The 18,616-nt window shown below is 65.2% G+C and carries 18 protein-coding genes; 6 read left to right on the forward strand and 12 right to left on the reverse strand.

What is annotated here, in order from left to right:
• Position 1 precedes the first annotated feature (1 nt).
• Positions 2 to 634 (reverse strand): 50S ribosomal protein L1, encoded by a 633-nt coding sequence (locus tag B1756_RS18295; protein WP_086889857.1) that lies wholly within the window; start codon positions 632 to 634, stop codon positions 2 to 4.
• Between the two features lie 255 nt (positions 635 to 889).
• Here B1756_RS18295 and B1756_RS18300 point away from each other — a divergent pair, with 255 nt between their 5' ends.
• The 3 genes from B1756_RS18300 (at position 890) to B1756_RS18310 (ending at position 4,479) form a co-directional block, all read left to right on the forward strand.
• Entirely contained in the window at positions 890 to 1,492 is a 603-nt protein-coding gene (locus tag B1756_RS18300) for a hypothetical protein (RefSeq protein ID WP_228434412.1), read from the forward strand.
• A gap of 91 nt (positions 1,493 to 1,583) precedes the next feature.
• Positions 1,584 to 2,090: an LUD domain-containing protein gene (locus B1756_RS18305; protein WP_086889858.1), complete on the forward strand. Its 507-nt coding sequence runs from the start codon at positions 1,584 to 1,586 to the stop codon at positions 2,088 to 2,090.
• Position 2,091: 1 nt separating this feature from the next.
• Entirely contained in the window at positions 2,092 to 4,479 is a 2,388-nt protein-coding gene (locus B1756_RS18310; RefSeq protein WP_086889859.1) for an LUD domain-containing protein, read from the forward strand.
• 132 nt (positions 4,480 to 4,611) lie between these two features.
• Here B1756_RS18310 and B1756_RS18315 read toward each other — a convergent pair whose 3' ends face one another.
• The 11 genes from B1756_RS18315 to B1756_RS18365 all read right to left on the reverse strand — a co-directional run bounded on the left by B1756_RS18315 (position 4,612) and on the right by B1756_RS18365 (position 13,452).
• A complete protein-coding gene (locus B1756_RS18315) occupies positions 4,612 to 4,884 on the reverse strand; it encodes a DUF3194 domain-containing protein (protein WP_086890256.1) in 273 nt (90 codons plus the stop codon).
• A 22-nt stretch (positions 4,885 to 4,906) separates the two neighbouring features.
• Positions 4,907 to 5,302, reverse strand: a complete 396-nt coding sequence (locus B1756_RS18320; protein ID WP_086889860.1) for a prefoldin subunit beta — start codon at positions 5,300 to 5,302, stop codon at positions 4,907 to 4,909.
• A gap of 95 nt (positions 5,303 to 5,397) precedes the next feature.
• Positions 5,398 to 6,555, reverse strand: coding sequence for an MFS transporter (locus B1756_RS18325; protein ID WP_086889861.1), 1,158 nt, complete (start codon positions 6,553 to 6,555; stop codon positions 5,398 to 5,400).
• A 133-nt stretch (positions 6,556 to 6,688) separates the two neighbouring features.
• Positions 6,689 to 6,961 (reverse strand): KEOPS complex subunit Pcc1, encoded by a 273-nt coding sequence (locus tag B1756_RS18330; RefSeq protein ID WP_086889862.1) that lies wholly within the window; start codon positions 6,959 to 6,961, stop codon positions 6,689 to 6,691.
• A 6-nt stretch (positions 6,962 to 6,967) separates the two neighbouring features.
• On the reverse strand, positions 6,968 to 7,102 hold the full coding sequence (locus B1756_RS18335; RefSeq protein ID WP_004215399.1) for a DNA-directed RNA polymerase subunit P: 135 nt from the start codon (positions 7,100 to 7,102) through the stop codon (positions 6,968 to 6,970).
• Between the two features lie 22 nt (positions 7,103 to 7,124).
• Positions 7,125 to 7,391: an eL43 family ribosomal protein gene (locus tag B1756_RS18340; protein ID WP_086889863.1), complete on the reverse strand. Its 267-nt coding sequence runs from the start codon at positions 7,389 to 7,391 to the stop codon at positions 7,125 to 7,127.
• Positions 7,392 to 7,442: 51 nt separating this feature from the next.
• Positions 7,443 to 7,664 carry a hypothetical protein gene (locus tag B1756_RS18345; RefSeq protein ID WP_086889864.1) on the reverse strand — a complete coding sequence of 74 codons (222 nt, stop codon included), beginning with the start codon at positions 7,662 to 7,664 and terminating at the stop codon, positions 7,443 to 7,445.
• A gap of 145 nt (positions 7,665 to 7,809) precedes the next feature.
• Positions 7,810 to 8,541 (reverse strand): DUF2103 domain-containing protein, encoded by a 732-nt coding sequence (locus tag B1756_RS18350; protein WP_086890257.1) that lies wholly within the window; start codon positions 8,539 to 8,541, stop codon positions 7,810 to 7,812.
• Positions 8,542 to 8,677: 136 nt separating this feature from the next.
• Positions 8,678 to 11,299, reverse strand: coding sequence for a PAS domain-containing sensor histidine kinase (locus tag B1756_RS18355; protein WP_086889865.1), 2,622 nt, complete (start codon positions 11,297 to 11,299; stop codon positions 8,678 to 8,680).
• 164 nt (positions 11,300 to 11,463) lie between these two features.
• On the reverse strand, positions 11,464 to 12,984 hold the full coding sequence (locus tag B1756_RS18360; RefSeq protein WP_086889866.1) for a flippase: 1,521 nt from the start codon (positions 12,982 to 12,984) through the stop codon (positions 11,464 to 11,466).
• Positions 12,985 to 13,059: 75 nt separating this feature from the next.
• Entirely contained in the window at positions 13,060 to 13,452 is a 393-nt protein-coding gene (locus tag B1756_RS18365) for an FxLYD domain-containing protein (RefSeq protein WP_086889867.1), read from the reverse strand.
• A 249-nt stretch (positions 13,453 to 13,701) separates the two neighbouring features.
• Between B1756_RS18365 and surE the strand changes: the two genes are divergently transcribed.
• From surE to B1756_RS18380, 3 genes are all read left to right on the forward strand, one after another.
• Positions 13,702 to 14,550, forward strand: coding sequence for a 5'/3'-nucleotidase SurE (gene surE, locus B1756_RS18370; RefSeq protein ID WP_086889868.1), 849 nt, complete (start codon positions 13,702 to 13,704; stop codon positions 14,548 to 14,550).
• 64 nt (positions 14,551 to 14,614) lie between these two features.
• Complete coding sequence (locus tag B1756_RS18375; protein WP_086890258.1) at positions 14,615 to 15,931, forward strand: methyl-accepting chemotaxis protein; 1,317 nt, start codon at positions 14,615 to 14,617, stop codon at positions 15,929 to 15,931.
• 170 nt (positions 15,932 to 16,101) lie between these two features.
• On the forward strand, positions 16,102 to 18,588 hold the full coding sequence (locus B1756_RS18380; RefSeq protein ID WP_086889869.1) for a DNA topoisomerase I: 2,487 nt from the start codon (positions 16,102 to 16,104) through the stop codon (positions 18,586 to 18,588).
• The last annotated feature ends 28 nt before the right edge of the window (positions 18,589 to 18,616 follow it).

The raw sequence follows: 18,616 nt of genomic DNA on the forward strand, positions 1-18,616 counted from the left end.
GTTAGACCACCTCTACGGACGGGCCCATCGTCGTCTTGACGAAGACGCCGTCGATGTTCTGTGGCCCCTTCTCGAGGTCGGCGTGCAGGCGACGCAGGATGACGTCGATGTTGTCGGCGATCTCTTCAGCCGACATGTCTTCGGCACCGACGCGCGTGTGGAAGGTGCGTCGGTCACCGGAGCGAATCTGCACGGTGTTTTTCAGTCGGTTGACGGTCTCGACGACGTCGTCGTCGGGTGCAAGCGGATCCGGCATCTTCCCTCGTGGACCGAGGATGGTACCGAGATGCCGGGCGATGTCTTGCATCATCGCCTCCTCGGCGATGAAGAAGTCGGTCTCGTCGGCGAGGTCTTTGGCCTCGTCGTCTTCCAGGTCGGCGACGTCGTCTTCCGAGAGGACCTGATCTGCAGCCTCTTCGGCGCGGACGGCGGTCTCACCCTCCGCGATGACGACGATCTGGGTCTCCTGTCCGGTGCCGGACGGGAGAACCACCGACTCGTCAACACGATTCGACGGTTCGTTCAAATCAAGGTCGCGCAAGTTTATCGCGAGGTCGACCGTCTCGGTGAAGTTCCGATCGGGTGCGTCCTCGAGTGCGCGAGCCACTGCGGTTTCGATATCCGAATCTGCCATCGTTCACCTCCGTAGTACGCAGGAGTGCTCCTACGGGTCAGTGAAACAGGCTAGGCCTGTCTCTGTTGAACGAAGTGTCATGGCGAACTTAAACCCGTCGAACTGGTTTCCTGACGGGCCTCGTGGGAGGTTTGCACACGTCCAGTGGTTCCACCCATATCCGGGCACTCGAGAGACCCGGTGGGGACAAAACCGACGGTAATTCTACACGATAGACCGAAAATACTATCGTCGACGGTCGTGAAGCAATGAACAATGGGGCCAACACGCTTTTATCCGATCAGTGAATCGACCGGCGGGGGTGGATCGATCGTCGCGAGTACCGGCTGGATCGACCTCTACACGGCGCTCGCGCCGCTCGAGCGAGCGGGCATCCAGTTCGCGCTGGTGCTCGTCCTCGCCGCAGTGGTCGTCGGAATGATTCCGGGGTTCGGGACGAAGGCCGTCACGAAGAGCCACAGGAGTCCGGTCATCTCGGTCTGTATCGGGACGCCAGCCCTGCTGGTCGTCCTCGGTCTCGCGAGCACGGGCTATCTCATCCTCGACTCCGCGCTCGGGGCGTTCTTCGGCGTCCTGTTCTTCCTGCTCGGGGTCCTCGTCGTTCCGGTCGGGACGATGGTCGGGCTGGTCGCAATCGGTCGGTCGATCGCGGCCCGCCTCGGCCGAGACGGCATCGGGAGCGCCGTCGTCGTCGCCGCTCTCTGCGGGGGACTCGCCGGGGTCTCGCTCCCGGCGACGCTCGCCGTCTTCTCCCTCGCGGCGGTCGTCGGCACCGGTGCGAGCATCCGGATCCTCTTCGGAGCCGGCGGCGTCACGAGTCCAGACGAACGAACCGTTCCACCGGCGAACAAGGTCTGACCGACGACGGCCGTCGGGCCCACGGAGACGACCGAGTTCGCCGGCAGCGGTCCCGACACTATCATGACCGTCCGGCCGAATGTGACACGGGATGACGACCGACACAGTCGGCCGCTTCGAACGTGCACTCGAGGACCTGCAGGTCTCGGTTGCGCACGTGCAGGCGACCGACGCCACCGACGCGATCGAATCGGCACTCGAGGGTCCAGCCGTCGGGGTTGAACTACCGTTCGAGGGCGTCTCGCTCCCTGACCGCGTCGAGACGGCACCGACGGCCGGCGACCTCGTCGACGCGACCACCGGCGTGACACCCGCACGGTTCGCTATCGCCGAGTACGGAACCGTGGCGATCGAGTCGGCACCCGAGGGGGACGAACCCGTCGCGCTCTACCCCCAGCGACACGTCGCAGTCGTCGCCGAAAGCGACGTCGTCCCCGACCTCGGTGCCGGATTCGACCGCCTCGAAGCGGCGTTCACCGCCGGCGACGACAGCATCGTCTTCGCGACCGGCCGGAGTTCGACCGCGGACATGGGTGGACTGGTCGAGGGCGTCCACGGACCGGGAGAGGTGCACGTGATCGTCCTGGAGGATCGGTAGCATGGCCGAACGCGTCGACAACGGGACTCGTTCCGAACCGGCGTCACAAGCCGACACTCGAGAGGCGACCGCCGCCAGACTCCGCTACCTGATGGAGACCGAGGGGAATGCAATCTATCCCATGGCCAGCGGCTCGAACGTCCGACGAGCCCAGACCTACGCCGAAACCGACGATATCGAGCAGTTACGCGCCGAGGCCCGTGCGATCAAGGAAGATGCCATCGACCGGCTGCCGGAACTGCTCGAGACCGTCCGCGAAGCCGTCGAGAAAAACGGTGGGACGGTGTACGTCGCTGACGACGCCGCTGACGCGAACGCCTACGTCGCAGCCGTCGTCGAGGAGGCTGCAGGTGGCTCAAACGAGCGCGCTACCGCGGCCAGCCACCCGAGCGGCGACGACCCCACCGTCGTCAAATCCAAGTCGATGACGACCGAGGAAATCGACCTCAACGACACCCTCGAGGCCCGCGGTGCCGACGTCTACGAGACCGACCTCGGCGAGTGGGTGATCCAGCTCGCCGACGACTCGCCCTCCCACATCGTCGGCCCGGCGATGCACCTCTCCCGGGAAGAGATCGCAGCCCTGCTCGAAGCGGAGTTCGACCTCGCCGAGCCACTCGAGACCGCCGCGGAACTGACCCGGTTCGCCCGGGACTACCTCGGCGAGAAGATCCGGGAGGCCGACGTGGGGATCACCGGCGCGAACTTCGTCGTCGCCGAGACGGGGACGATCACGCTCGTGACGAACGAGGGCAACGCCCGGAAGTGCGCGGTCACTCCCGACACGCACGTCGCCGTCGCAGGCGTCGAGAAACTGATCCCCCGACTCCGGGACCTCGAACCCTTCGTCGACATCATCGCCAAGAGCGCGACCGGGCAGTCGATCTCCCAGTACGTGACGATGCTCTCGCCGCCGACCGATTCGCCGACGCTCGACTTTGCCGACGACACACCGCTTGCGGGCGAGACCGATGCGGCAGATCCGACAGCAGACACTGGCGACGCGACGGACGAGACCGACCCATCGGGCGACCGTGAGTTCCACCTCGTGCTCCTCGACAACGGACGAATGGATATGCGCGCGGACGACCAGCTACGCGAGACCCTGTACTGCATCCGCTGTGGTGCCTGCTCGAACTCGTGTGCGAACTTCCAGTCGGTCGGCGGCCACGGCTTCGGTGGCGAGACCTACTCCGGTGGCATCGCCACCGGCTGGGAAGCCGGCCTCGCAGACCACGACGCAGCCGAGTTCAACGACCTCTGTACCGGCTGTACCCGCTGCGTCGACGCCTGCCCAGTGCAGATCGACATCCCGTGGATCAACACCGTGGTTCGGGATCGGCTCAACCGCGGCGAGGAACCCGCCCACCTCGACTCGCTCGTCGAGGGACTGACGCCCGACGAGGAACCGAGCGGGCTCGACCCCGGAAAGCGCTTCTTCGGTAACATTGGCACCGCTGCCAGACTCGCCAGCGCGACCGCCCCGGTCTCGAACTGGATCGCCGACGCCGAACCGATCAGAGCGCTGCTCGAGCGCACCCTCGGGATCGACCGGCGGCGCAACCTCCCGACTTTCAGGCGAGAGACGCTCGTCGACTGGTTCGAGAGCCGCGGCGGCACCGAGGCCTCGAGATATCGCGCCGAGCGCGCACGCAAACGATTCGACGAGGTCCCGGACAGCCTCGAGCGCGAGGCCGTCCTCTACGCCGACGTCTACACGAACCACGTCGACGTCGATCGTGGGAAAGCCGCGGTTCGAACGCTCGAGGCGCTGGGCGTTCCGGTACAGGTCCCGAACCTCCCCGAGAGCGGCCGCGCACCGCTCTCACAGGGGATGATCGCCACGGCCGATCGGCAGGCGAGCCGCCTCTACGCCGCGGTTGCCGAAGACCTCGACGCCGGCCGAGACCTCGTCGTGATCGAACCCTCCGACCTCGCGGCGTTCCAGCGCGAGTACGAACGACTCCTCCCCGAACGCTCGTTCGAAACCCTCTCGGAGAACAGCTACGACCTCTGTGCGTACGTCTTCGGGCTGCTCGAGCACGGCGCAGACCCGTCAGTGCTCCGAAACGGATCGGGAGAGGAGCCGATCACCTACCACTCTCACTGCCAGCAGCGAACGCTCGGGCTCGAGGCCCAGACGGTCGCGTTGCTCGAACGCTGTGGCTATGCCCCCCGGACCACCGAGGCCGAGTGCTGTGGGATGGCCGGCAGCTTCGGCTACAAACGCGAGTACTACGAGGTGAGCGTCGACGTCGGCCAGCGGCTCACCAGCGAAATCGATGCTGACGACCCGGTCGTGGCCACCGGCACATCGTGTGGCGACCAGCTCGAGTCCCTACTCGAGCGACCCGTTCCGCACCCGCTCGAGGTACTCGCACCGCGGTAACAGGTGCGGAAACGAGGGCAACGCCGAACGGTGTACCCGCTATTCGAGGAAGACCGATCAGAAGCAACCCCCGAGAACGATTCACTGACACCCTTGGAAGCAGATACTCACCGAACGAGTCCGAAAATGGAATTACTCATCGAACAGGTCGTCGACCGCTTCGCGTGCCGCCAGCGCGGCGTCGTCGGCGACCTGCTCAGGGTCGATGCCTGCTCCGTCCTCGTCGTCGCCCTCGAGTGTCGGCGCGTTGAGGTAGACGTCGACCTCGAGGATGCCCTCCTCGAAGGTGACGGTGACGTCGAGGTCGCGGACGTCGGACTGCTTGTACCGCGAGAAGACCAGTCCTTCGGCGACCTCGGCTGCGGTCTGGACGACCTCCTCGTCGGCTGGTTCGTCGCTCGTCATCGTGCTCATCGCTCCGCGTCGATCAGGCACCGCCCGGGCCACCGGGGCCTGCGGGGCCGCCCATGCCGCCGCCCATGCCACCGAGGAGGTTCTCGAGTTCGTCCTGCAGGCCTTCGAACTGCTGCTGGACGCGCTCTTCCTGTTTCTCGAGCGTCTCGAGACGGATCTCGAGGGAGTCGACGGTGTCCTCGAGGTCGTCTTCGGCCTCGTCGTACTCGGTCTCGACGAGAAGTTCGCCGACGTTGCGGTACATCGTCGTGTCCTCGTCGATCTCCTCGAGTTCCTCGAGGGCGTTTTCGGCTTCGGTGAGCCGCGATTCGGCCTCCTGTTTCTGGATGGCGACCGTCTGGGCGGTCTCCTGAAGGTCCTGAAGCTGCTCGATTTTCTCCTGTGCTTCTGGCGGCAGGTTTCCTTGCATACATCGACCGTCGCCCTCCGGACGGAAAAAGACACGCTTTCGTTCGGATCACCGACCGGACTCGAGGGCGTCCGCGCCGCTCAGAACGGCAGAGGTTACCCGGGAAGTCGACCAGCGCGGTCGAGCGCTCCGAGAACGACGGTTCCAGCGATGAGAGCGAACGCGGCGATCTGGAACAGGGTATCGTAGGTGTATCCGTACTCGACGAACCAGCCGAGCACGAGCGACCCGAGTGCCTGTACGAGCATCCACATCGAACTGAACGCGGCGTAGGCACTGCCGCGGGTCGAATCCGGGAGGGTGTCGAGGAGGAACGTGTCAGTCGCCGGGAAGAGCGCGTGGATCACGAAGCCGACGATCGCCGAGACGACGACCAGCCCGGCGAGGTTCTGGACCGCCGTCAGCACGATCAGGCCCACCGAAAACGTGGCGACGATCCCTAACATGTACGGCACCCGCGGTAGCTTGTCCGCCAGGTCGCCACCGAGGTAGAACGCCGGGATTCCCGCGGCGAAGACGACCGAGAGCAGCAGGCTGGCCGCGCTGGGAGAGAGCCCCTTCGACTGCATGTACAGTTCGTAGAAATTGAACACGCCCTGCCAGACGAACGAGGCGAGGCCGACGATCGCCAGCGCAGTCACGATGAGTCGCCACTCCGAGAGCGCGCCAGCGACGAAGTTCCGGTCTTCCGCGCCGGCGTTGGGCAGGTCGGCCCGCCGGGAAGCAACTCCGGTGTAGACGGTGACGATGGCCGCGCCAACGGCGATCAGCCACAGCGAGAGACGCCAGTCGACGACGACCGTGAGTGCCACGAGCGGTGCGGCGATCACGGCCGCGATCTGACTGGCCGCACCGTGGATTCCCATGACCCTGCCGACCCGGTCCGGGAACAGCTCGCTCAGGAACGGGTTCGCCGAGACGAAGTAGACACCGGAGGCGATCCCCATCAGAAATGCACCGACCATGAGGTGGACGATCGTCGTTCCCATGGCCGCGAGCGCCGAGGAGACCGCGAGGATCGATCCCGATCCGATCACCACGTAGTGTCGCGGGACTTTCGTCAGGAGCCACCCGGTCGGCAACCGCGGGGAGGCACTTCCGACCCACGCGAGCGTCACGATGAGTCCCGCGGTCGCTTCACCGATCGAAAACTCCGCGATGATCACGTCGAGCAGCGGCGCGAAGATGATTCTGGCGAGGTTGAGGAGAAAGACCAGCCCACAGAGAGAGGCGAAGAGGCGAGTGCGGTTCACGATCGTTTTATCCGACAGGTCCGTTCAAACGTTCCGAAAGCGGCACAGTCCGTATAGAATGAGTGTCACAGACATGGGGCGCAAAACTGACACACCCGCTGTCACACTCGAGACGGTAGGCCGCTCGAGAGGGTCAAGGCCGGTCGAACGTGGCGTCGCCGACCGCCGCCGTGCGTTCTGCGACGTCGACGAGCGTGAACCAGGTGTTGAGTGCGGCCCGCAGTGCAATCGGGTCGTCAGCGTCGATCTGGATTCGAACCTGCGATCGGTCGTCGTCGCGTTCGAGGGTGGTACGAGAACGTTCGTCGTCGATCTCGCCGACCTCACGGGCGACGCTTTCAGCGACGAGCGAGGCGCTCGAGGTGTCGTCGTACTCGAACTCGAGGGTTGCCTCGAACGTGGACACGGCGGGTCAGTTGACGTCGACTTCCTTGACGTCGCGGCTGCGTTCTTTCAGCAGGACGCGGTGACCGCAGTACGGACAGCGAACGCCGCCGTACTCGTCGAGCTGTACGTCGCGTTTGCAGCGGGAGCACTTGTAACTCATCGGTGACAGTAAGCGTCGAGAGTTATTCGTCGTCGTCCTCGGAGAGGGCAGCGCGGATCGAGCGCTCGACGGTGGCGCCGGCGGGCGTCTCGGGGCGGTAGGCGCCGCCGGTGAAGACTTCGCCGGTCTCTTCGTTCTTCCAGATGCCGGTACCGACGCGGGTGACGTCCTCGCCGTCGACCTGCGCGTTGTTCATTCCGGCTTCGATTTCGCTGACGCGGCGTCGGGCGACGCGCCCGTAGCGAGCGCCGAATCGGCCCGCACTACCCACAGTTCCTTTGTCGGCCATAGTATCGACGTCTACTAGCAGCGGATTCTTAAACCTGTTGAGTTAGCGGCGTCAGTCGTCCGCCATCCTTCGACCCCCCGAACGCCGTGGACAGGGGCCGACGAGGAGTTCCCACCAGATGACGGCGAGAGCAGCGACCCAGCCCAGCGGACCGAGTGGGAGAGCGAGCAACCCGCTGGCGACGCCGGTCGAAGAGACGATCGTTCGGACGACGAGCCCACCTGCGGCGAGTACCGGGATCACGGCCAGCACGAGATCCGCGCGATCGAGCACGTGTAATTACATCTCATTAGTCCCGGGCGGAAAAGGGACGGAGAACCAGCAGACAGTGTCACCACCATCGACTCGTGACGATTCGGGTTTCCCGATCGACGCCGACAGCGACCACCCACACGGCCGCCACCGCCACGAACGGCCGTCACTGGAACTCCGCGTCCGACAGTACGTCGTTTAGATCGTCGCGGATTCGTTCGCCCATCTCGCGGTCTCGAGCGGTCGTGACGACGCGGTTCTCCTGGACGCTCGAGCCGTCTCGAAGGAGCATGCGAACGTTACCGCCGTCGTCGGCGCGGGTCACCTTGGCCCGTAGCCCTGACTGGGAACCGGTTCCGCCGGCGTCGATCGGCCCGGGGATGACTTTCTTGACGTGGGGGTGGTCGGCGACGGCCTGGATGGCCCGCATCCCCGTGCGGCCGCCGATGAGGGTCGTGTGGCTTCCGCCGATCTTCTCGGCCGGTGGCGTCTCGACGACGTCGAGTGCGCGACTGCTCCGACGCTCGAGGACGGCCTGAACGGGATCGTCGTCGGCGACGCGATAGAACTGGTGGTGAACGTCGTCTCTGACGGCCCGGACGACGGCCCGCATTCCGCCGGCGTAGACGGCCTCCGGGCGTTTGCGTCTGATCTCGTCGCCGATCCGACCCGCGAAGTTTCGCAGTTCGACCACGCCCGTCTCGCCCCCGTCTTCGGGGATCGTGGTGATCGTCGTCTGGCCGATCACGGGTTCGTCGTCGTCCTCGGGCCCGAGCATCGTGAGCGTCGCCCGGTCGCGGGCCGCCTCGAGCACCACGACCTCGACGTTGGATTCGCGACAGACCAGACAGAAGTCTCCGGGTTTCTCGAGCGGCGAGGCGCAGTGGCGACACTCCATTCCCGTCTCGTGGTAGGGGCCAGCACGAATATACGTGTTTTCGATCGTCGGTCCGACGACCACCGAATCGGCGGCCGATCGGCGACGCCGGAACGGCTCACCGTCCCCTCGTTCCACCCGTGACAGCAGGCCGCGCTCACTGGGTCACTTCTGCGTCGGGCGCCTCCGCCCGGGGGAACCGGAGCGTGACGATCGTTCCGCGCTCCTCACGTGTCTCAAACGAGAGGTCACCCCCCACGCTCGAGACGATCCAGTTGACGATCCAGAGGCCGAGGCCGCTCGTGTGATCGAGCTGGGAGCGCTCGCGGGCACCGACGATGAGTTCGCGTTCGGATGGAGGGATTCCAGGGCCGTTGTCTTCGATCCGGACGACGACGGCGTCGTCGTCCGGATGCACGTCGCCGGAGATTTCGACGGCAGGAGTCGGTGCGTCGTTGTGCTCGATCGCGTTCTCGATGACGTTCTCGACGGCGAGCTGGACCGCGTCACTCCCGGTAATCCAGAGGTCTGCGTCGACCTCGACGGTGCACCTGCACTCGAACTCGGGAAAGTCATCACAGACCGACTCGATCGCGTCGTCTACCACTCGCCTGATCCGGACCGGACGTGACTCTTCGCCGTCTCTGATCAGCCGATTCGCAGCCCGGATGTCCTCGGTGACCGAGATGAGGTCGTCGGCCACCGACCGAATTTGCAGTGCCACGGGTTTCGCTTTCGGCAGGCGCTCTTCGAGAATCGCGGCGTAGCCGTCGATGACGTTCATCTGGTTGCGCATGTCGTGGCGGATCAGCCGATTCAACACGTCCAGCTGTTCGTTCTGGGTCTCGAGGCGGCGTTCGTACTCCTTGCGGTCGGTCACGTCCTGGACGACCCCGATTGCCCCCGTCGGCTCGCCGCCGTCGAACTCGAGTTCGGCGTTCTGTCGAACCCAGCGAGTTTCACCGTCGTCGGTGACAATCCGATGTTCCAGTTCGTAGGGCTCCCCACGTTTGGCCGCTTCCCACCGTCGATCCACGAAGTCCCGATCGTCCGGGTGAACGTAGTTCATGAACACCCCGTGATCGATGGGGCCGTCGACCACTTCGGCGCCGAATATCTCGTAGACCTCGTCGGACCAGTGGATCACGTCCGACGGAATGTCCTTGTACCAGCTGCCGAGGTTCGCGACGGCCTGTGCTTGCGTGAGGTGAGCCTCCCGGGTTCGTAATTCCTCGAGCGTCTGGCGCTGGTCGGTCACGTCGCGGGCGACGACGACCGCCGCACGCGACCCGTCGATCACCCCGTCGACTGGCGCGACACGAGACTCGAACCACCGCTCGCCGGCTGGAACCTCGAGGGTGTACTCGACGGTCGTCACGGAATCGGTCTCGAGAGCGGTATCGATCGCGTCGGTCAACTGAGCGGCCGGATCGGACGGGAGGTGATCGTCGATCGAATCGCCGACGAGTTCGGTGGGCGGAGCGGCCAACAACGATTCGGCCTCCGATCCGGCGAACACCTCGAGGTAGCGATGAGCGTCGTCGACGACCATCGCAACGTCGGGAAACGCTTCCGCGAGCGCCTCGAGTTTCGCGTTGCTCGCCTCGATCGTCCGGCGTCGTTTCTCGCGTTCGGTGACGTCCCAGAGCGCCCCACGGACGCGAACCGTTCGACCGTCCTCGACGGCCGGTTCGCCGCGGGCACGAACTCGCCGGGTAACGCCGTCGGCGGTGACGAGTCGAAGGGTGTCGTCGAACGGCTCACCGTCTTCGACCGCCCGGTCGATCGCCTCCCTGACGACCGACCGATCGTCCGGGTGGTAAAACTCGAGTGCGTCCTCGATCGTCGGCTCGTAGTCGTCGTCGACGCCGTAGATTCGCTTCGCGCCGTGGGTCCACCGGAGCGTCTCCGTCTCGACGTCGAGTTCCCAGCCGCCTGCGTTGGCGAGTGCTTCGGTTCGCTTCAGGAGGTCCATCCCTCGCTCCAGGTCACGCTCCCGGTCTTTCAGCTCCGTCAGGTCACGGATAGTCGCGAGTATCAGATGATCGTCGGCCCCCTCGAGCCGCCGAAGACTGACCCGGACGGGGATGTCGGTTCCATCGGCCCGCCGGTTCCGCCCTTCGGCCGTCTTCGACTCGCCGGGGTCGAGCGACGAGAGTGACGCCTCGAGTTCGTCGCTGTCGAGTGCCGTTTCGATCTCGTCGACGCTGTGATCGAAGAGGTCGGCCCGGTCGTATCCGAGCAGTTCCGTGACGGCCCGGTTCATCTCGACGTAGTTGCCCTCCTCGTCGTGAACGACGACCGCGTCCGGTAGCTCCTCGAATATCGACCGATACGACGCACCACGACGGCACTGGCGGTATTGCGCCCCGAGCGTCCGGAGTCGACGGGCGAGTACAGTCATCCGGCCGGACTCGAGCGGCGTCTCGACTACGTCGGCGACAGCCGCCTCGAGCGCGTCTTCCGGGTCGAGGTCACCATCACGCAGGCAACACACGACCGGAACCGTCGACGAGCTCGATCTGACCGATTCAAGAACCCCGGCCTCCTGATCGAGGACCGTGTTCCCACAGACGAGACAGTCGACGTCGTCGCCGATCCTCCCCTCGACGTCCTCGCGTCCGGCGGTACTCTCGACGGAGAGTGGTTCCTCGGTGTCCTCGAGTCGAGCAGCCAGCCGCGTGGCCCACTCGAGGTCGGCCCCGTAGACGAGGATCCGGACCGGCCGCTCACCCGTGCTATCCCGGCCATCGCTGCCCCCCGTGAGACCGTCAGCCATTCGTCTCGTCTATGAGAGGACTGTCGTCACTAATTCAACGTTTCGGCCATAATGTCAAATTCAGAGCTAGTACGGACATCGAAACCGGACACGTTCGGTTACAGATCCGCCGTGGGAGACGCCGGACAGTCGTCGACGAGAACGAGCAGCGACAGCAAGCAGCGCTACCGACTGAACAACCCGGTAGACAGCACTCGCTGGATCGTGGGACTGAACTCGGCTGCCATCTGTGCGTCCGCTTCGGTGAACGCGTCCGTCGCGACCAGCGTGGCCAGGTACGCCCCGATCACCGCGATCGGTAACACCACCACGACGAGGAGATCCGTCTCGAGCAGGTAGACGACCGGCACGCCCGCGACGGTCGCTGGCACGCCAGCGACGACGATCTTCGCGAAATCGGCGGTGAACGGGTGAATTCCCTCGAGGTAGTAGAGTTCACCGAGGGTCAACGCAGCGACCAGCAGGAGTGCCACCGCCGATCCGATCGCCGCCCCCTCGATGCCGAAGATCGGGACGAGCGCTGCAGAGCCGAGGAAGTTGATGCCGAAGAGTGCGAGCGTGTTTCCGAAGACGATCCGCGAGTAACCAAGTCCCTGCAGCAACGAGCCATCGGGGCCGCCGAAGGTGACGTTGATCAGGAACGCGCTCGCGAGCAGGACGACGACTGCGCTCGCCTCGGCATACTGGGGGGTGTACAACACCGCGAGGTAAGAACTCGCACCCAGCGAGAGGACGATGGTGATCGGGAGCGTGATCCCTGCGATCCAGCGGGCCATCACGCGAAACCGCTGTTCGACCAGCTCGAGGTCGTCTCGAGACTCGGCAATCAGGGGTTTGAACACCGGCGAAAGCGAGTTGAAGATGATCATCAGCCCCGAGCCGAGCATGTAGCCGACGCGGTAGATCCCAACGTCGTCCGACTCGAGGAAAAAGCCCAGCACGAAGTAGTCGACGTGGCCCATGAGGACGAACACGACGCTGGTCATCGCCAGCGGCACGGCGTAGGTGAGGAGTGGCTTCGGGGCGACGAGCTCGAGTTCGGCGGAGACGATGTCCCACGCCCGGTAGGTGAAGATAGCCGCACCGACGGTGATCGCGACGAACAGGCCGACGACGTAACCAGCGATGATCCCGAGCAGCCCGAACCCGGCGAGCAGCAAGGCGGCAGTGACCGTGAAGCGAACGATCGGCCGCACCAGATCGCGCATGATGACCCGATACTGGAGCTTCTTGATACTGTAGTAAGAGGTCAACAGGACGTTGTAGATCGCCAGCATCGGGATCGTGATCGACAGGAAGAGCAGTGCGACCTGCATCGCCGGCTCCTCGAAGAAGTTCCCGACGAACCGCGAGCCGACCGCGAGTGCGAGCGCGACGATCGAGGCGGTGACGAGGACGGTCGCAGTCACCTGTACGACGACACCCTTCGCCTTGCCGTACTCGCCTTCCTCGAGGTACTGTGGGACGAAGTAGTCGATCGCGAGTGGAAGCCCGAGGTTCGCGAACACCTGCATGAAGAGGATGACCGACGTCGCGAGGACGAACAGCCCGTAGACGGAGGGACTGACGAACCGGGTCATCAGCATGACGATGGCGAACCCGAGGGCCCCGTTGACCACGTTCCCGACGAACGTGATGCTGCCCTGTTTCGCCAGCGTCGATACCCCCTCGTCTCGTTCGGTCATGGTTTCGGTAGCCGTCCGACCGCTGCTCGCCAGGGTCGCCAGGGGGATCCTCGCCCGGCCGACCGACCCTCCACGCTAGACCCCCATCGCAGGCTCGAGTTCGTAGGTCCGAACCTCGGCGGCTCGGTCGCCGAAGTGAGGGAACTCGACTTCGAACGGCCACTCCTCACCGGAGGTGACGTCCTCGTCGACGTTCTCGATGACGCTCTCGAGTTCCTCTCCCTCCGCGTCGAAGAACGTCGCCCGGATCTCGAGGTAGGTGAGCGTTCGTTCGCCGACGTTCCGGACCGCCCCCCAGACGGCAACTCGTTCGTCGTCGGTCCCCGGGTCGTCGCGGACGAGGTCGTGCCAGACCACCTCGACGTCGGCCGGTTCGACGATCTCCTCGCCGTCGCCGTTCCGGAGGTACTCGAGACAGCCGCCGGTCCCGATGGCGACCGAGAGCGCGAGGAATCCGCGACGATACATCTACCGGTGTTTAGGTCGGACGTCTCTTGAGACTGTTGGACAGAACGACGTGGCGGATCGTTCTGCTGGGGTCGTCACCGTGGACGACGACCCGAATTCACGATCGGCTTCGTATCGACTTCTGTCCGATGGGATGAGAGTTCTGAACGGGTGTCGCGCGGTTGGTGGGCCGGACACCCAGCCGTCACGGAGGGCGACCGTTCGCCGCAACAGGTACGCGTATCCATCCGGAACCCGAACGGGGCTGGTATGGACGCAGACGCCGAGCCCCACGTACTCCTGACCAACGACGACGGGATCGATGCGCCCGGCATTCGCGCGCTCGCCGACGCGCTCGCTGCGGTCGCCCGGGTCACCGTCGTCGCCCCCGACCGCAACCGGAGCGCGGTCGGCCGATCGCTCTCCTACGGCCGGACCAGTTCGTCAGACGACGAGTCGCTCTCGCTCGACCTCGCAGACAGTGCGTTCACCTCCCGCGTCCCCCACAGCGACCACGAACTCGGCTACGCCATCGACGGGACGCCCTGTGACTGTGCCATCGTCGGCGTCAACGCCATCGAGCCCGAACCCGATCTGGTCGTCTCCGGTTGCAACTCCGGGGCCAACCTCGGCGCGTACGTCTTCTCGCGCTCCGGAACCGTCAGCGCCGCCATGGAAGCCGCCTTCCTCGAGACGCCCGCGATCGCCGTCTCGATGGACACGCTCGGCTACGACGACCTCGAGCCGTCGGACTTCTCGCTCGCGGGCGACGTCGCCGCGACGCTCGTCGAGAACGTGCCCGGAACCGGCCTCTTCGACCGCGTCGACTACCTCAACGTCAACGTCCCCGGTCCGGATACCGACCCAGACGGGATCGCCCTCACGCGGCCGACGGAGGTCTACGAGATGGACGCCGCCCGGGTCGACGGCCAGTTCCAGCTGACCAACCGCCTCTGGCAGCAGATGGCCAACCGCGACATCCCCGACCCCGACGACACCGACCGTCACGCCCTGCTCGAGGACGAGATCTCGATTTCGCCGGTGACCGTCCCCTACGACGTCGTAGACACCGAACCCGTCCGATCGCTGCTCGAGCGGTTCTTCGCCGACGCGTTCTGATCGCCCGGTCGACGGGATCGACGTTGGCCAACAACCATAAATGGCCGTTCTCGAAAGCCCGGCCATGGCCAATCAGGACGGAACCGCGCTCCCCTCGCAGCACTTTCGCCTCGCGAACGAATTCGACAGGCTCGACGAGACGACGGCGAAAGTCGAGCTTCAAGAGCGAACGAAGGAACTCGAGGCGATCACCCGGGCGAACGACCTCTTTGGCGACGTCGAGGAGCCGCCGATCGAGCTGGTCGAGACGTACGTGAGCGAACTCCCCGAGTGGTTCCAGTATCCCGACGTCGCAGCGGCCCGGATCGACGTCGGTGACCGGACCGTGACGACGAGGGGGTACGATCACGCTCGCTCGCGAACCCCCTTGCGCAGCGAGCACGTGACCGACGACTCCACCGTTCGAATCGAGATCGTTTACGTCGAAGATCGGCCACCAGAAGATAACGGCCCGTGGCTGAGAGAGGAACAGGACCTGCTCGATACGCTCGTCACGTTCGTCGGATCGTACGTCGCCCAGTACGAACGACGCCGGACGGTCGAAGAGACCGTCGGTTCCGCCGTCGCGGAAGTCAGCGAGACCGCAGACCACGTCGCCGCGAGTACCGAGGAGATCAGCGACCTCGCGAACCACCAGGCCGAGTCGATGGACGGCGTCGCAAGCGAGGTCGCCGACATGTCGGCGTCCGTCGAGGAGATCGCCTCGACCGCCGAGGAGGTCGCCGCGACGAGCGAGCGAGCCGAGTCGCTCTCCCAGGAAGGCCGGGAGGCCGCGACGGAGGCGATCGACGCGATCCAGCAGGTCGAAGCTTCGACCAGCGAGGTCGCGACCGACATCGAGCACCTCGAAGAGCGCGTCGGCGAGATCGACGAGATCGTCGACGTGATCAACGACATCGCCGACCAGACGAACCTGCTGGCACTGAACGCGAGCATCGAGGCGGCCACCGCAGGCGACGCCGGCGACGGGTTCGCGGTCGTCGCAGACGAGGTGAAGTCACTGGCCGAGGAGTCACAGACCCACGCGAGCGAGATCGAACGAATGGTCGCGGACATCGAGTCCGTCACAGAAGACACCGTCTCGAGCCTCGAGCAGACGACCCGGGAGGTCGACCGCGGGATCGAACAGGTCGAAGGCGCGATGGGGACGTTACAGGAGATCGCGACGGCTGTCAAGGAGGCCTCTCGAGGGATCGCAGACGTCTCGACGGCGACGGACGATCAGGCTGCCAGTACCGAGGAAGTCGCCAGCATGATCGACGAACTGGTCGAGGAAGCCGAAGCGATCGCCGACGAGATCGACTCCGTCGCGGCGGCGAACCGCGAACAGGTCGAAAACGTCGAAGAGATTCACGACGCCGTTCGGGCGTTGACGACCTGATTCATAGGGACGGTCGAGGGTTCGAAACCTCGCGCGAGCACCCGCGCACACCCGCGCTGTCCGGTGATTCTGGCGAAAGCGTTATTTGAGGCTCAATCGTAGCCGCCGCACATGAGCCGAGCGCGTTCCTCGACGGGGCACCGATCGACGAGTGACGGAGGTGATCGCCGGTGGAACTGATCATCACCGAGAAGGACAATGCCGCGAGACGGATCGCAGACATCCTCTCCGGCGGCACCTACGACTCGAGTCGACAGAACGGCGTCAACGTCTACGAGTGGGGTGGCAAGCGCTGCGTGGGGCTGTCCGGCCACGTCGTCGGTGTCGATTTCCCGCCGGAGTACAGCGACTGGCGTGACGTCGAACCGGTCGAGTTGATCGATGCCAGCGTCGAGAAGACGCCGACGAAGGAGAACATCGTCGCCACGTTGCGCATCCTCGCGCGCAAGGCCGAGCGGGCCACGATCGCGACGGACTACGATCGCGAGGGCGAACTCATCGGCAAGGAAGCCTACGAGATCGTCCGTGACGTCAACGACGACATTCCGATCCGCCGGGTTCGGTTCTCCTCGATCACCGAAAACGAGGTTCAGAACGCGTTCGACGAGCCCGACGATCTCGACTTCGACCTCGCGGCCGCCGGCGAGGCCCGACAGATCATCGACCTCGTCTGGGGTGCCGCGCTTACCCGCTTCCTCTCGCTGTCTGCGGGCCAGCTGGGCAACGACTTCATCTCCGTCGGTCGCGTCCAGTCGCCGACGCTCAAGTTGATCGTCGACCGAGAACGCGAGATCGAAGCGTTCGATCCCGAGGACTACTGGGAACTGTTTGCGGACCTCGGAAAGAGCGACGACGGCGACGCGTTCGAGGCCCAGTACTTCTACCGCGACGACGACGACAACGAGGCCGAACGCGTCTGGGACGAAGGGACCGCCGAATCGGTCTTCGAAGACCTCTCGAGTCGCGACCAGGCGACGGTCGTCGACGTCAACGGTCGGACGCGCACCGACGCGCCGCCGACGCCGTTCAACACCACCCAGTTCATCCGCGCGGCCGGCGCGCTCGGCTACTCCGCCCAGCGGGCGATGTCGATCGCCGAGGACCTCTACACCGCCGGCTACATGACGTATCCGCGGACGGACAACACCGTCTACCCGGACGATCTCGAACCCGACGACCTCCTCGACGAGTTCGTCGGCCACCCGACGCTGGGCGAGGACGCCGAGAGCCTGCTCGAGGCAGACGAGATCGTTCCGACCGAGGGTGACGAGGAGACGACCGACCATCCCCCGATCCACCCGACGGGCGAAATCCCCTCCCGCGGCGACGTCTCGGACGACGAGTGGGAGATATACGAACTCGTCGTCCGGCGGTTCTACGCCACGGTCGCCGACGCCGCCGTCTGGGAACACCTCAAGGTCGTCGCCGAGGCCGGCGACCACCGGCTCAAGGCCAACGGCAAGCGGCTGGTCGAACCCGGCTACCACGAGGTCTACCCGTACTTCAGCACGAGCGAGAACTACGTCCCCGCCGTCGACGAAGGCGAGACGCTCACGCTCAGCGACGTCGAACTCGAGGAAAAACAGACTCAGCCGCCACGCCGGTACGGTCAGTCGCGGCTCATCGAGACCATGGAGGACATGGGGATCGGCACGAAGTCGACCCGCCACAACACCTTAGAAAAACTCTACGACCGCGGCTACATCGAGGGCGATCCGCCACGGCCGACCCGGCTCGCGATGGCGGTCGTCGACGCCGCCGAACGGTACGCCGACCGCGTCGTCAGCGAGGAGATGACCGCCCAGCTCGAAGACGACATGGACGCCATCGCAAACGGCGACGCCGGTCTCGAGGACGTCACCGACGAATCCCGGGAGATGCTCGAGGCGATCTTCGAGGAACTCGCCAACTCCCGCGAGGAGATCGGCGATCACCTCAGGAAGTCGCTCAAAGACGACAAGCGACTGGGTCCCTGCCCCGAGTGTGGAGAGGACCTGCTCGTCCGCCAGAGTCGCCACGGGTCGTACTTCATCGGCTGTGACGGCTATCCCGACTGCGAGTTTACCCTGCCGCTGCCCTCGACCGGGAAGCCGCTCATCCTCGAAGCGGAGTGCGACGAGCACGGCCTCCACGAAGTCAAGATGCTCGCCGGGCGACAGACGTTCGTCCACGGCTGTCCACTGTGTAAGGCCGAAGACGCCGGTGAGGGCCCGGTCATCGGCGACTGTCCGGATTGTGCCGACGAACACGGTGGCGAACTCGCGATCAAGACCCTCCAGAGCGGCTCCCGGCTCGTCGGCTGCACCCGGTATCCCGACTGCGAGTACTCACTGCCACTCCCGCGCCGGGGAGAGATTGAGGTCACCGAGATGACCTGCGACGAGCACGACCTGCCAGAGCTCGTCGTCCACAGCGGCGACGAACCCTGGGAACTTGGCTGTCCGATCTGCAACTACCAGGAGTTTCAGGCCCGCGAGAGCGAATCCGGGTCTGATCTCGAGGCCCTCGACGGGGTCGGCGCGAAGACGGTCGAAAAGCTCGCCGACGCGGGTATCGAGAGCCTCGACGACCTGACCGATGCCGATCCCGACGACGTCGCTGCCGACGTCGACGGCATCAGCGCGGATCGAATCCGAACCTGGCAGGCAGAAGCCTGAGTCGGGTTGTCCGACGGCTCAGCGGTGA

Source organism: Natrarchaeobaculum aegyptiacum, from assembly GCF_002156705.1.
GTDB classification, from domain to species: Archaea; Halobacteriota; Halobacteria; order Halobacteriales; family Natrialbaceae; genus Natrarchaeobaculum; species Natrarchaeobaculum aegyptiacum.